Raw genomic sequence first — 14341 nt, 5'->3', positions numbered from 1 at the left:
CAACTACTCGTCGGCAATAGCTATCCAGGCGGATTCTGCAACCGTACGAAGAGTGGATGGAGAGAAAGGCTTCGGAGCCTTAGCAAGATTTGCCGCCAGGCCAAAGGTGAAGCTTTGAACAGCTTCAGGAGGGAGTTCTCTTAAGATCCCACCCTTTTTCCTCGGCTTCATGAGTCCAAGGAGACGGGCAGTAGTAGGGTCGGAGCGTTCCTCTTTCTCGATAGCATCCGGATTGCAATAAGGAGAGTTGAGGTACTGATCCAGAAAGCGCGTTTCCTGAAGATGAGTACGGTAGAAGCGATAGGCATTCAACCAGATATGAAGGAAAGCCTCGCGCGGGCTCATCTTTTCCGAATAGCCTTCAAGGAAAGCATCACGCTTCTTCATCGCGATCTTTTTATAAAGAGCGTGAATGATGTCGTCTTTACTGGGGAAATAGTGATAGATCACTCCAGGGCTGGCCCCGGATTTCTTGGCAAGAACAGACATCGGAGCATTGTGAAATCCTCGCTCGGCGATCAGTTCAAGCATTGCATCGAGTATTGCTTCCCTTTTGTCGCTCTTGTCCGCCATACATCCTACGCTTCTAAACCTTCTAGAATGTTCATTCTAGCATCTTCCTTCGAATGGACCCGTTCAAACTGGCACCGCTCACAAGAATTCGTGGTACCCACTTCAGAAGGATGAACAGATAAGCTATGAGCCTTGCCAGACTCTTTTTACCTCATGAAATACAAAAGTGAGCCATACGTCTTCAGTAATCTGCCAGAGTAACAATAAGACTTGTATTTTGTTACAAAATATCTTTTCACTCGTTATAAAACCGGCGTATGCTGAATCGCCTGAAATACAGTCTTCCAACGGGAGGTAGCCATATGGAAGGCCTATGGTACACACATTTCACTGCCGGTCACTCACACGGTGAGGGAATGACCGTACTGCATGACGGACAGATCCTAGGTTGCGATCGGACCCATACTTATACGGGCACGTATCACTTCGATGGGAGCCAGCTCTATGCCTATGTCCACGTGAGCCCCGCAACCGAAGATCCCGATATTCATGAACCGGAAGTGGATCTGTTTCTCCAAGGTTCCGTTGCAGAAAATGCTGCAATCATCTCTGGGCATCCAGACGATCGAAATGATGTAGATATTGCCGTTGAGTTGCGTCGTGCCGCCTAGAGTAGTTCTCGTGTAGATATGCATCGGAACCGCCGAAGAACAGGGGGCTTCTTTCCCGCTAGAAGGGGTCCTCGATCGTCTTCGTGCGGTATATCAACCAGAAAACTACTCTAGGTTCAGCTCAGCTCTGCCCCAAACAGAGCTGAGCTGACTTGTATCTTTTGTCTTCCTTCTGGCCAGCCAATCACAAATCCGTGTGACCCTGTCCCAATCGCCTGTACTGAAAAGGCAGGCCTCTTGAGCAACTGCACCGTTTGAGACAATGCAATCACCTGCCCTGCAAAGTACTGCCTGAAAACATACCTGCCATCAGAAACAATTGAGCAGTCTCGTGGATATCGGCTTCGCCTCAAGTCTCAAAACAGGAATATTCCAACAACAGATTGACAACATCAAATCACAATCTGTGGCATCCTATGAACATGGAGTTCTGGTCCAAAGCATTTCGCTTTACCGCAGTCTTCCTCGTGCTCTTTGTAGCCGTCGAGGTGCTCACCTGCGATTTGCTTCCTAGCTCCTCCTGCTATGCCGAACAGAGCCAGCAGCAGGATAAGGGACAACCTTCCACTGTCGACAATTGTGTGTGCTGTTGCGCACACGTGATGGTTATGCAACAGCTCATCTTCATTCCTGAGGCGATGGAAACCTCTGCACCGACTGAAGAGAGCGTCCAGCAACCGGTCTCCGTCCCGATACATATTGATCGCCCGCCACAGCTCTCCTAGAGCACTTTCCGCAAAGAACTAGCCCAAGCACGAAGGCATATGCAACTTTCCGCTAAGGGAATCTGCTCCTCGTTGTCCTCGGCAAGTCCATACCTATGCGGAAAAGGCTCTGGATCTACCGTCACAGTTACTGTTCTAAACAACTGAATAGGAGATGTTATGCGGGGAAGAATTCTCTTCCTCCTGTCCGCATTGTTCGCTTCGACATTCTTTGCTGAGGCGCAACAAGCTACGTCTGCATTTGCAAACGTGGACGATCTGGTGCGTGCAGGAATTGCAGGTAACAAGGATTTGGCTTCTATCCGGGAACGGATAGCCGAAGCTAAGGGACGAGTGCGTCAGGCTGGGGTACGTCCGGCGCCTACACTCACCTTAAACGGGGTTACAGGAAAACCTTTAGGTACAGAAGGGGAAGAACAGTACGGAGCGGAGCTATCCCAATCCGTTGAGACCTTTGGAAAGCGAGGGAAACGCATCCGCGCAGCCGAACTCGCCGTCAAGGTTTCCGAAGAGGAACTGCGTGATCGCTCCGTGCAATTGGCATTTGAGATTAAAGCTGCGTATGCCGAAGTACTTGCCGAAAGGTACAAGCTGAAGGTCTTCAACGATCTGCTTGAGCTAAACCAGGAGTCACTCAAGCTTACGGAAGCCCGAGTGAAAGAAGGCGACGTGCCCCCCCTCGATGCCAACCTGATCAAAGTTGAGATCAGCCGTGCACAGGTATTACAGGTAAGTGCTCAAGGGAGATTGGTATCTGCGGAAACGGAGTTGCGGCGTCTTGTTGGTATTAACCGGAATATCCCGATTCCTAACGAAGACTTCCCTGCTTCCAGACCTCTGGAACTAGGCGCTCTACAGCAAAAGGCCCTGCAAGATCGAGCGGACCTGGCTATTGCAGAAGCAGCTGAAGAGCAGGAAACAATGGGTATTCGCCTCGCTCGTGCAGAAGCAAAGCCGGACGTCACTCTCTCTGCCAGTTTCAGCCGGCAAAACAGCCAGTTTGAGGGTCTGTACGGATTTACGAACAGCGGCGCACTCACTCCCATCAGGGACAGAGCGGACCTGCTTAACTTCGGCGTCTCACTTCCCTTGCGCACAACGCGCAGTGGAGTAGGAAATATACAGGCAGCAACAGCGCGTACGGCGGGAGCCCGTGCTCATCGCGAATATCTGCAACAAACGATTCCTCTCGATGTGGAGTCGGCCTATCGGCGTTGGATCGCTGCAAAGAATTCACTCGAGATGCTTCAAAGCGGAGTCATTTCTCCTTCTGCAGCCAATCTCTCTGTGATTCGCGAAGCATATAAGCTGGGACAGCTTCGACTCCTCGACGTGTTGAACGAACAGCGTCGCTTACTCGATACCCGGCTGGCCTACATTGATGCTCAAGCCGATGCAAATCGGATACTGGCTGAATTGGAACGCGCTACAGGAGGAAACCTCTGATGAAACATCTATTCATTTTGCTTGCCTGTGGCGCAGTATTGCTTTCGGCCTGCCATCGTAAGACCTCAGAAAAGGAAACGGCAGAACCAACCAACGCAGAATCCGTGGCCAAATCAAATCTCATTGAGATGTCCTCTACGGCCCAGAAACATATTGGCCTTGTAGATGCACCCGCAGCCACAACACAGTTGAACGAATACCTCCGTGTAACTGGAACTGTTCAACCCATCGACAGCCATGTCGGTGCCGTTCGGCCATTATCGCGCGGACGAATCACTGAGGTTCAAGCAAAGGTTGGAGATCGTGTTGCAGCCGGACAGACGCTTGCCATCTTTGACAATATCGAAGCTGGAGAGCTGATCTCTCAAATGCAAGCGGCGCGAGCCGAGCTTGAGCGACTGAAAGCCCGCTTGATCCCGGCAACGCGGCAATCGGAACGCAGTCGCCGCCTAGCCGATATCGGAGCTGGAGCGGAAAGAGATTTTGAATCAAATAAGGCAGAGCAAGAAGGACTAGAAGCCAACATCCGTTCGCAACAAGCAGTAATCGACGGGTTGCGCTTGCGCCTACAGCGCTTTGGGATATCGGGAGACAATCCCCGAGCGAGCTTTCTCACGAGACTAAAGGCTCCGTTTTCGGGAGTAGTTACGAAAGCTCAGGCTTCGCCGGGAGACACAATTGACGAAAGCCGGGAGCTCTTTGCCGTTGCAGATCTTTCGCGCGTCTGGGTCCAGGCCGAGGTCTATGAAAAGGACTTGGGCCGCATTCGTGTCGGTCAGGAATCCTTCATTACGGTCGACACCTACCCCAATGAAAAGTTTGTCGGGCGAGTAACCTACATCAGCGACATTCTCGATCCGCAAACCAGAACGGCGCGTGTCCGCTGCGAAGTAGCAAATCAAGATCTGCGACTAAAGACCGACATGTTTGCCAACATCGAACTGCCAACAAAGTTCAGCAAACAAGCCATTGCCGTCCCTTCGAGTGCGCTTCAAAAGGTTGAAGGAAAGGATGTCGTGTTCATCCGTCGTTCTGCCACCCAATTCGAAAAGCGGGAGGTCGAAAAGGGTACCACGATCAATAACCTGACAGAGATTGTCAACGGACTAAAGGTTGGCGAGCCAGTCGTAACTCAAGGCTCTTTTCACCTCAAATCGATCCTCGCCGGTGGCGACCTTGGGGAGGAGTAACGATGCAACGACTTGTAGAACTCGCTCTCCGCTATCGCATCCTTGTCTTGCTGGCGACCTTATTGGTTGCGGCTTTGGGAGTGATATCGCTGCAGAACCTTCCTATCGATGCCGAGCCGGACATTACTCCCAATCAGGTGCTCGTCATGACACGAGCCCCCAGTCTGTCTCCACTGGAAGTCGAACAGCTGCTCTCATTCCCAGTCGAAACCTCGATGAGCGGCCTTCCCGGAGTAACGAGGATTCAATCAACCTCAAAGTACGGCCTCTCCTATGTGGCCATCTACTTCGAGGACAAAATGGATCCCTACTTTTGCAGGCGATTAGTTATGGAGCGTCTGCCACAGGCAAAAGAGGCCATTCCTCCCGAAGTTGGTGTCCCGGAGATGGGTCCCATCTCAACAGGACTAGGAGAGATCTATCAATTCAAAGTCACCGGTCCCGGACGCAGCTTAATGGACCTGCGCACAATCCTTGAATGGGATATCGCTCCAAAGCTCCGTCGTGTACCGGGAGTGGTAGAAGTTAACAGTCATGGCGGAGAGTTAAAGACCTATGAAGTTCAGGTAGATAGCAATAAGCTGAATGGCTATCACATTCCACTACGCCGCGTTATCGAAGCTCTTTCGAAGAACAATTCGAATGCCGGTGGAGCTTATCTTGAGCACGCCGAGCAACAGTCACTGATACGTGGAGAAGGATTGATAGGAAGCCTCTCCGATATTGAAAACATCGTCGTCGGCAATTCTCCTACAGGGACTCCAATCCTTGTGAGGAATATAGGAGATGTGCGCTTTGGCCCCATGGTACGGCGCGGCTTCGCAACCCAGGATGGCAAAGGAGAAGTGGTCATAGGAGTGGCCATGATGCTGCTCGGCGAGAACTCCCGCGTTGTGGCTGACCGAGTCAAACAGACCCTCGCCGAAATACAGAAGACGCTGCCAGCGGGTGTTCGCATCGAGCAACTCTACGACCGCACCGACCTGGTAAATCGAACCATTCACACCGTCTCACGAAACCTGATCGAAGGGGGCCTACTTGTCATCGCGGTGCTGCTGCTGTTGCTCGGCAGCTTCCGCGCCGGATTAATTGTCTCGATAGCCATTCCTCTATCCATGCTGGTGGCCTTTATCGGCATGATTCAGGCGAAGATCTCCGGGAATCTAATGAGTCTCGGCGCTATCGACTTTGGATTAATCGTCGATGGCTCAGTTGTCATCATTGAGAACATCCTCCGACGGTTGCATCAACGTAAACCCGAAGAAGAGCCGCACGCCATTATTCTTTCCGCAGCACGGGAAGTGGCAAAGCCGATCTTCTTTGGGGTCTCAATTATCGTCCTCGTCTATGTTCCGATTCTGACTCTCGGCGGCGTCGAGGGCAAGATGTTCAAACCCATGGCGGCAACCGTACTCTTTGCCCTGCTAGGCTCCCTGCTGTTCGCACTTACGCTCATGCCCGTTCTCAGCTCTTTCTTTCTACGGAAGCAGCCCAAAGAGGAACACACATGGCTAATGCGAAAGATGGATCGCCTCTACCGACCGATGCTGAAGCGAGCTCTACACGCTCCTGGAATAACGACAGGAATTGCAATCGCAGTATTCGCAATTTCTCTGATTGCAATTCCCTTCCTTGGAGCCGAATTTATCCCCTCGCTGGATGAAGGTTCGATCCTGGTACAGATGTATCGAGTACCGGGGATTTCAATTACAGAATCGTTGCATGGAAATGAGATCATTGAGACGGTACTACGTGAGTTCCCGGAAGTATCGACGGTTTTCAGCCGCACAGGCAGTGCGGAAGTGGCAACCGACCCGATGGCGATCGATCAAAGCGACGTCTATGTCGCGCTGAAGCCAAAAGATCAATGGCCGAAGAAGCGTTCCAAGAACGAATTGATTGCAGCAATGGAGAAGCGTCTGGAAGAAGAGGCTCCTGGTGCCGTTTACAGTTTCTCCCAACCTATCCAGATGCGAATTCAAGAACTGATGGAAGGAGGATCTCGTAGCGACATCGCAATCAAACTATTCGGAGAAGATCTGGAGATCCTCCGGCAGAAGGCCGATCAAATTGCCGCTGTCGTCAGCAAAGTACGCGGTGCCGCAGATGTACGCGCCGAACGCGTCGCCGGGCTCCCGTATCTTCGGATTCACCTTAGGCGCGATGCTTTGGCACGGCATGGACTCGATGCCTCCGAAGTTCTCGATACGATCCAAAGCATCGGCGGCAAGCCGGTTGGAGAGATCATTGAGGGCAACCGTCGTTTCACCATGCAAGTACGTTTTCCTGAAGAGCAACGCTCATCGATCGATGCTATTGGGAACCTTCGTGTAGGTGATAGCGAAGGTCACTTTATTCCCCTCGCCCAACTGGCCGACATTCAGGAAGAAGAAGGACCTGCGCAAATAAGCCGCGAAAGCGGACAACGTCGAATCAGCGTGGAAGTCAATGTTCGCGGACGAGACTTGGCGAGCTTTGTTGCCGAAGCACAGCGAGCAGTGGACGCAAAGGTAAACATTCCGAGCGAGTATCAGCTGGAGTGGGGCGGCCAGTTCCAGCAATTGCAGAGTGCTAGCCAACGACTGATGATCGTCGTCCCTGTTGCGTTGTCACTGATCTTTATCCTTCTCTATTTCAACTTTCAGGCAACCGTACCTGCACTTTTGATCTTCCTGAATATTCCCTTGGCTGCGACAGGGGGCATTCTGGCGCTCTTGCTCCGGGGCATGCCCTTTAGTGTCTCTGCAGGAGTGGGCTTTATCGCTCTCTTTGGGATTGCGGTTCTAAATGGAATTGTTTTGCTTACTTATATTCGAGAGCTGCGGCAGAAAGGGATGCCTATTGAAGACGCAGTAGAAATTGGCGCGGAAACCCGTCTTCGCCCTGTTTCAATGACAGCCCTGGTTGCCAGTCTTGGCTTTATTCCCATGGCTCTTTCGCATGGTGCCGGAGCCGAAGTACAGCGTCCGCTCGCAACTGTTGTGATAGGAGGCTTGGTTACATCTACCTTACTGACGCTTTTGGTGCTTCCAACTCTCTATAAATGGATCGAACAGCGACAGGAGAGGAAGAATCACCTCTGAGACAAGAACCCGCAGTGTGGCCCTTCTTCGACAGAATGGCCACACTATCAACATTTAGCGATCTAGATGCCCCGCCAGGGCTCAACATGCACAAGAACATCTGCGACCCAATCGAGTTCTTTTCGAATGGCAAAACGTACCTGGGTCGCCAATTCATGTGACTCCAGAACACTCATCTTCGGATCGACTTCAATATGGAGATCCACATAATACTGAAGGCCGGAATTGCGTGCGTAGCACTTTTCTACCCGGCGCACCCCTGGATAGTGCTCCGCTACATGGCGAATTTCACCCACAAGGTCCGGCGAAGGCATCGTGTCAGCCAGACGATCGGTTGAATCTTTAGCAACTCGTAATCCAGTAAAAACAACAATTAGCCCAACGGTAAAACCACCATAGTGATCTGCTACGAGAAAACGCGAGGGATTTAGAACGCTGAGAGCCAAAGCAGCCATTGCTGTAATAGCTGAAAGAATATCGACAAAGTCGTTCCACGCATCCGCTACCAGAGAAGAACTTCCGATACGGCGGCCAATCCGGAATTTCGTAGTCGATAAAATCGCTTTTGAGATCATGGAAGCCAGAAGAGGCCATATTCCATAAATAGCGGGAATATCGTGGCTTACCCCTATCGTTGAAATGGAGCGATAACAGATGCCCACCCCGCCGAGCATAAGTATCAGTCCCACGGCCAGCCCGGTAAGAGTCTCGTAACGGCCATATCCGTATGGATGTTCCTCATCGGCAGACTTGGCAGCAATCACAAATCCGATGAAGACGAAACCAGAGGCTACAAAATCACCGGCAGATTCCACACCGTCGGCAACCACAGACGTTGAATGTGCCAATGAACCAATAACAATTTTGACTACAGCCAAAATTGCGCTGACCCCAATGCTGATCAGCGCAACACGCTTTCCAATTGTGGCCCTGTCGATCACGAACGCTAACCTGTCCTTGGGCAACAATTATATGTGTTCGCGCCTCCTTTCAGATAGCACGATTGCGCTTTGTCCTTCCGTCTCAGTTCGCACCCTTCTCCTCTGCCGCGAGAAAAGGCCTGTCATATTCATGGCATCACGGCTGCACGTTGTAAAAGAAGATAAGCAGCACGATCCTTGGGCAACGGGCTCTCCTGAACAGACACTTGTTTCAAAGGACTGCCCTCATACTCCTGATAGGAATACAGTTTCTTTTGATCGGACGCGGTCTTTACAAAAACATATTCAATAGATCTCACCGTGTCCGGGATATTGCCCCCAAACCATCGTTTATCTTCCTGCTGACGCCAGGTCACCAGAGCGAGCACTGTACCGGATGGATAATCATTCGAGGAATTCGTTCTTGCATAATTCACGGCCAAGTCATTGCCGAAGAGGATTGACATAGTCGAGTCGTTCCTGTTTATCCACGTAGTGATCACTCTTCCCCGCACGGGATTAAAAGGAAGATCACCTTGCAAAGAGGCGTTCTGATTCAAAGCTGTCGCCACACGAGGATTCCGCTGCGAGCATCCGAGAATTCCCGTCATAAGCATCACCGAAAGGAAATAGAATCCCGTCTTATGTATCCTCACTGTTGCCCCCTGAATGGCATGGTAAAGACATAATCATTCTCACTTACTGGAGCATGGCAATTAATGCATTCACTACTGAACTTGGCATCCTTGCCATACGGCTTCAGATCGGTCCCACGCCACCGTGCCCATCCCCAACCTTTTGTAGCGGCATATTTCTGGCTGTCCTTCGCCATGAACTCTACCTGGACAAAGGAACCAGCGTGAACATTACCTTTATCGTCGGCTTCTTGAAGCCACGCGACTTTAGCAAAAGCTGTCCCATCCGGCCAAGGATTTATGTGGTTCTCTGCGATTGCTTTCACGGCAACATCATTGCCCAAGATCGCTCGGATGGTGTGGTTATCGAAACGGTCCGTACCACTGACGGCTTTCCAGTTCTTATAATCAGGAAAAAATGGAATCCCATTTGGAGCAGGTTGTACATCGAGCTTTACATTGCTGGCATGAATCCACTTTTCATACTGGACCTTGGATGTATTCACCACCTCCTCAGAGGCAGGCTTAGCCGTAACAGGAGGATTCAAATAGTTTCGTAACACCTCCAGCTGCTTTTCTGTGAGTGCAGCTCCGCGATGAACTCGCACATAAGCTGGCAAAGGCATTGCCCCAAGCTGAATCTGATTCACCGATTCAAAGAGAATTCCCTTTTGTTGCGCAGCCGGAAGCTTCCCTATTTCTGAGAAGTTCAGTGCCTGCCGCCCTTCCTTCACATCTCTGGAGACGATCCAATATGCTGGAGCAACTTTGTCGTACCAGGGAATTCTGGTTTCGTTGGAGTGACAGTTGTAGCATGAATTCCGCAGAATCTGCTTAACTTCTGGCGGTGCTTGCAAATCTGCAGTAACAGGCGGATTTTCTATCGTTGGATGAATAAACTGAATACCCAAGAAGATAATCCCCAACAGCAGCACCAGAGACAAAAAGATCCTGATACGGGTTGATGATCCCGTTGCCATTCGTATTCCTTTCTATCTTGCCTAGAGCATTTCCCGAAAAGATGTAGACCAAATCACGGAAGTTGGCGCGGCTTTCCGCCAAAGAAAGCCGCTCTTCACCTTACATGGAAAGTTCACAGTATTTCGGGAAATGCTCTAGAGTCTTGCGCTATCGATGAGTCAGTTGTTCAAAAGCCGTCAACGTGAACTGTTCAAGTTCTGCTCTTGAAATTCCGGAGGAGATAGCATAGCCAAAGCCACTATCCGTCCAGTAGAAGACATTTACCGGACCCTCTTGGTCGAAATGAACCATGCCATCACGTCCCGCTCTAGCTTGTGTACAAACGTAGAGAGTCACCCTCTCTCCCATACTGTTGTGATACATGAACTGAACAATCGGCCCAGAAGATCCGGGAACCATTCGTGCTCCTATCAACTCATAACCGAGAGAGTGCAGCTTCGGAGGACGAACCTGGAGTTCTAATCGCTGTGAAAGCCAGGCGATCAGCTGGTCTTCCTGACTGGCTGGAATCTCCCGTGGTCTTTCAACCGTAGGGCTATACATTACATGTGCAACAGCAGCACGTTGTGGCAGATCGGCTGATGCAACCGACCGTGCCGAATTTCCGGCAGCAGGATTCGTCGGCCTGACACGATCCCGAATCGTCCACCCCGCATATCCACTAAAGAAGAGGAGAGCTATGCCTGCCGCCACCTGCAGCAACCTTCGAGCGAAACGAGGACGTATCTCGACAATCTTCACAGGAATACTGCGCTGTAACTTCTCCGGTACCGGCTCCTGCATGATGAAATTGAAATGCTGGCGCAACAGGTCATTTTGCCGTCGGTAGGATCGAACCCTTGCCGCCTCCTCTGGACGGGACTGTAAGTATTTCTCGACCAGGAGATGGCGCTCTTCGCTCAGCACTCCATCGACATATCCTTGAAGATCTTCTTCTGTAACCATGTTGGATCTCATGGAAGGACCTCAACCTTGCTCGATCTGGCACCGCCATTCATTAATATGCGCAACTTCTCTCTGGCACGCGAGAGCCGCGACATTACGGTTCCAAGCGGCAATTGAACTGCTTTAGCAACTTCGCTGTAAGTGAGTCCTTCCAGCGCAACCAATAGAAGAATTTCTCTCTGGTCTTCAGGGAGTTCCCGTAGTGCAGATTCCAGATCCAGCATTTCCAATCGCGCCAACTCTGCCGGCTGCTCCTGAAACGCAAGATTCTCTTCTTCAAAAAGCGACATGCTGGGCTCCGGCCTTCGACGTTGATCGATATAAGTGTTGTGCATGATGCCGAATAGCCAAACACGCATCTCACTTTCCCTTCGAAAGAGAGAGAGTTTCTCCCAGCCCCGTCGTAACGTCTCCTGCACGAGATCGTCTGCCGCATCCTGGTCACGAAGCAATGCCCGAGCATATCGGCGCAACGAGGGAATACAAGCTATCACTTGTGCAGCATCATCATGCATATCGGGCATTCAATCGAAAATGAGTTTTTTAACCTCTACTGCCATATACGAGGAAGCGAGAGTTTTTATTCCCTCACTCAGACAAATTTTTCTATGTTTTGCAAATCGGGAGCGCAAGGACCGTTGCCATCCAAGCAACCATCTATAGAGTCCAGACCTCTCCCTTCTTCTGAGTCCATAAACATAGCCTCGGTTCTCAAAAATCTTTCTTGACTAACTAAACTAAACCGTTCAGTATTGTTAAAGAACGATGGAGAATTCATGATTCGCGTAGAGAACCTCACGAAGACCTTCGATTCTTTCACCGCGGTAAAAGGCATCACCTTTTCTGTCGGTCAAGGTGAGATCTTTGCCTTTCTGGGCCCTAATGGTGCCGGGAAGACAACTACGATCAAGATGTTGACGACCCTGTTACGCCCCACTGCTGGAACTATCGAACTCGATGGGTTGAACCCTGCACATCACAAACTTGAGGCAAGGAAGAAATTCGGAATCGTTTTTCAAGATCCCAGTCTGGATGCCGAGCAAACGGCACACGAAAATATGGAGTTACACGGAGTCCTTTACAATGTTCCGCGTAAAGTCCGTGCTGAGCGCATCGAACATCTACTCAAAATCTTCGAACTTTGGGACCGGCGCAATGACTACGTAAAGCAGTTCTCCGGAGGCATGAAACGCCGGTTAGAGATTGCTCGCGGCTTTCTCCACACCCCGAAGATTCTCTTTCTCGACGAACCGACGTTGGGCCTGGATCCTCAAAGCCGAAATCAGCTCTGGTCGCATGTAAAGCACTTGAATGCGACAGAAAAGACGACTGTTTTTCTGACCACACACTATATGGATGAAGCCGAGCGCGTCGCACATCGCATCGCTATCATCGATCATGGTCAGCTGATAGCCCAAGGTACGGCGGCAGAGCTGAAAGACCAAACCTCAACCGAGTCCCTGGAAGACGCCTTTCTGACTTTCACCGGCTCTTCTCTGCGCGACGAGGGCGCAAACTCGACAGACAATTTACGGCAATTTGCCCAGATGTGGAGAAGGTAACCGATGAATGCTATTTATATCCTCTGGTTGCGAGAGATGAAGCGCTATGTGCGTTCAAAGGTCCAGATGATCGTATCTCTGGCGCAACCGGCTCTTTACCTTGTTGCCCTGGGATTCGGCTTTGGCCCGGTATTCGAACGAGCAGGATCTGGCAGTTATCTTCAGTTCATGGCACCTGGGGTGATTGGGATGACCATCCTCCTCGCCTCTGTCTTCTCCGGAGTCGCCATGCTGTGGGACCGCCAATTTGGCTTTCTAAAAGAGACGCTGGTAGCACCAGTACCCCGCCTATACGTAATGATCGGACGCACTCTGGGCGGTGCCACTGTCGCTATGATTCAGGGACTGCTGATTCTGATCGTTTGCATCTTGATCGGGTTTCGCCCGCAGCACTGGATCGCAATTCCTCTGGCCTTCGTCTTTGTGGCTCTGATTGCGATTGTCTTTGCAGCCTTGGGCAGTGCAATGGGATCGGTCATAAAGGACATGCAAGGCTTCCAACTCATCATGAACTTCCTGGTAATGCCGATTTTCTTTTTATCGGGAGCACTTTACCCGCTGAATCATCTGCCGAAGGCGCTGAGTATCGTTACGCAAATCGATCCTCTTTCCTACGGTATAGATGGCCTGCGCGGAACGCTTATTGGGATGTGGCACTTTAGTTATTTCCTGGATATGGTTCTACTAGGGGGATTGGCGGTAATCTTTCTGATGATGGGCGCTTATCTCTTCTCCAGGATCGAGATTTAGGAAGTGGCAAGAAAACGTAGCGCGCAAGCACATAGCAAAGTACTCGAAGCAGCAGAGAAACTCTTCGCCGAGCGAGGCATTGATGCGACCAGCATGGATGCCATCGCTGCGGAATCCGGCGTCAGCAAAGCCACCATCTATAAGCACTGGTCGGACAAGGACAAACTAGCCCTCGAGGTACTTTCGCATCTGCACGGGTTGGACCAGGAGCCCACTTTTTTCGAAACGGACGACCTTCGCATCGACATGATCGCCCAGCTTGGCTACCGTCCACATGAAAGCTCAAGCGATCTAAAAGAGCGGATGATGCCGCATCTATTTGCCTATTCAGCACGCAATTACATCTTCGGCAAGGCCTGGAGAGAATTGGTAATGCAGAGTCAAAGCAAACAAGTGCTCCGGCAACTGCGGAGAGGCATTGCTGAAGGTGAGTTTGCAGAAGATCTGGATCTGGATCTGTCACTGGCGATGCTTCTCGGACCATTGACCTACCGCTTTATCTTTATTTCCGGGAAGAAAGGCAGCGCTCCCAAAACCTACATCGAGAGTGTAGTCAACGCCTTCTTCCGAGCCTTCAGTCGAAGAATCGATCCAGAAGTTCCAGTCAAAGACTCAGTCGCTGCCTCAGCACATAAAACAAAGAAACACACCGAAAAAGAATCCCGCAGCGCAACATCTTTATAAAGCCCCCAAAGCGTACAAGGACCCAAGAATAGAGGTCGATTTGTTATCGCCCCCCTGGGTACCCACCGCAACTCGACCCGCAAAAACAGCCCCAATCAGGGAAAAAAGAAGGTTGTTTCCAATCTGGATTCCCCTGATTCCATTCAGTGAGACCCAACAGTTTGACCTGAAAGCCCTTTCCCCTTAATATGATCAAGGCGGGTCAATGAGACCAGCCTCAAAACAACTCAATACCA

14 protein-coding genes are annotated in these 14341 nt (G+C 50.9%); 8 read left to right on the top strand and 6 right to left on the bottom strand.

Going from position 1 to position 14341, the window contains the following annotated elements:
• Nucleotides 1-3: 3 nt before the first annotated feature.
• Complete coding sequence (locus AC6I7T_RS02095; RefSeq protein WP_497791627.1) at nucleotides 4-573, bottom strand: TetR/AcrR family transcriptional regulator; 570 nt, start codon at nucleotides 571-573, stop codon at nucleotides 4-6.
• Nucleotides 574-875: 302 nt separating this feature from the next.
• Here AC6I7T_RS02095 and AC6I7T_RS02090 point away from each other — a divergent pair, with 302 nt between their 5' ends.
• From AC6I7T_RS02090 to AC6I7T_RS02070, 5 genes are all read left to right on the top strand, one after another.
• Nucleotides 876-1184, top strand: coding sequence for a hypothetical protein (locus tag AC6I7T_RS02090; RefSeq protein WP_497791626.1), 309 nt, complete (start codon nucleotides 876-878; stop codon nucleotides 1182-1184).
• A 416-nt stretch (nucleotides 1185-1600) separates the two neighbouring features.
• Nucleotides 1601-1909: a hypothetical protein gene (locus AC6I7T_RS02085; RefSeq protein ID WP_497791625.1), complete on the top strand. Its 309-nt coding sequence runs from the start codon at nucleotides 1601-1603 to the stop codon at nucleotides 1907-1909.
• Between the two features lie 159 nt (nucleotides 1910-2068).
• Complete coding sequence (locus tag AC6I7T_RS02080; protein ID WP_497791624.1) at nucleotides 2069-3355, top strand: TolC family protein; 1287 nt, start codon at nucleotides 2069-2071, stop codon at nucleotides 3353-3355.
• Nucleotides 3355-4545, top strand: coding sequence for an efflux RND transporter periplasmic adaptor subunit (locus AC6I7T_RS02075; protein WP_497791623.1), 1191 nt, complete (start codon nucleotides 3355-3357; stop codon nucleotides 4543-4545). Before AC6I7T_RS02080 ends, AC6I7T_RS02075 begins: the two co-directional genes overlap by 1 nt.
• A 2-nt stretch (nucleotides 4546-4547) precedes the next feature.
• Nucleotides 4548-7628 (top strand): efflux RND transporter permease subunit, encoded by a 3081-nt coding sequence (locus tag AC6I7T_RS02070; RefSeq protein ID WP_497791622.1) that lies wholly within the window; start codon nucleotides 4548-4550, stop codon nucleotides 7626-7628.
• Nucleotides 7629-7690: 62 nt separating this feature from the next.
• Here AC6I7T_RS02070 and AC6I7T_RS02065 read toward each other — a convergent pair whose 3' ends face one another.
• The 5 genes from AC6I7T_RS02065 to AC6I7T_RS02045 all read right to left on the bottom strand — a co-directional run bounded on the left by AC6I7T_RS02065 (nucleotide 7691) and on the right by AC6I7T_RS02045 (nucleotide 11624).
• Nucleotides 7691-8596, bottom strand: coding sequence for a cation diffusion facilitator family transporter (locus AC6I7T_RS02065; protein ID WP_497791621.1), 906 nt, complete (start codon nucleotides 8594-8596; stop codon nucleotides 7691-7693).
• A gap of 101 nt (nucleotides 8597-8697) precedes the next feature.
• Nucleotides 8698-9204 (bottom strand): cytochrome P460 family protein, encoded by a 507-nt coding sequence (locus AC6I7T_RS02060; protein ID WP_497791620.1) that lies wholly within the window; start codon nucleotides 9202-9204, stop codon nucleotides 8698-8700.
• Nucleotides 9201-10163, bottom strand: coding sequence for a heme-binding domain-containing protein (locus AC6I7T_RS02055; protein ID WP_497791618.1), 963 nt, complete (start codon nucleotides 10161-10163; stop codon nucleotides 9201-9203). The genes AC6I7T_RS02060 and AC6I7T_RS02055 overlap by 4 nt, the downstream gene beginning before the upstream one ends.
• 148 nt (nucleotides 10164-10311) lie before the next feature.
• Entirely contained in the window at nucleotides 10312-11109 is a 798-nt protein-coding gene (locus AC6I7T_RS02050) for an anti-sigma factor family protein (RefSeq protein WP_497791617.1), read from the bottom strand.
• An 8-nt stretch (nucleotides 11110-11117) separates the two neighbouring features.
• A complete protein-coding gene (locus AC6I7T_RS02045; RefSeq protein ID WP_497791616.1) occupies nucleotides 11118-11624 on the bottom strand; it encodes an RNA polymerase sigma factor in 507 nt (168 codons plus the stop codon).
• Between the two features lie 261 nt (nucleotides 11625-11885).
• On the opposite strand from AC6I7T_RS02045, the gene AC6I7T_RS02040 reads away from it, so the two are divergent.
• Genes AC6I7T_RS02040 through AC6I7T_RS02030 form a run of 3 tightly spaced genes read left to right on the top strand, consistent with a single transcriptional unit; the run spans nucleotide 11886 to nucleotide 14105 of the window.
• Nucleotides 11886-12671, top strand: a complete 786-nt coding sequence (locus tag AC6I7T_RS02040) for an ABC transporter ATP-binding protein (protein WP_497791615.1) — start codon at nucleotides 11886-11888, stop codon at nucleotides 12669-12671.
• Nucleotides 12672-12674: 3 nt separating this feature from the next.
• The gene (locus AC6I7T_RS02035; RefSeq protein ID WP_497791614.1) at nucleotides 12675-13421 is read left to right on the top strand and encodes an ABC transporter permease; all 747 of its coding nucleotides are present in this window, start codon (nucleotides 12675-12677) and stop codon (nucleotides 13419-13421) included.
• A 3-nt stretch (nucleotides 13422-13424) separates the two neighbouring features.
• Nucleotides 13425-14105, top strand: coding sequence for a TetR/AcrR family transcriptional regulator (locus tag AC6I7T_RS02030; protein WP_497791613.1), 681 nt, complete (start codon nucleotides 13425-13427; stop codon nucleotides 14103-14105).
• The last annotated feature ends 236 nt before the right edge of the window (nucleotides 14106-14341 follow it).

The sequence above is a fragment of the Humiphilus diazotrophicus genome, assembly GCF_059726315.1.
This window is presented reverse-complemented; position numbering and strand designations above follow the sequence as displayed.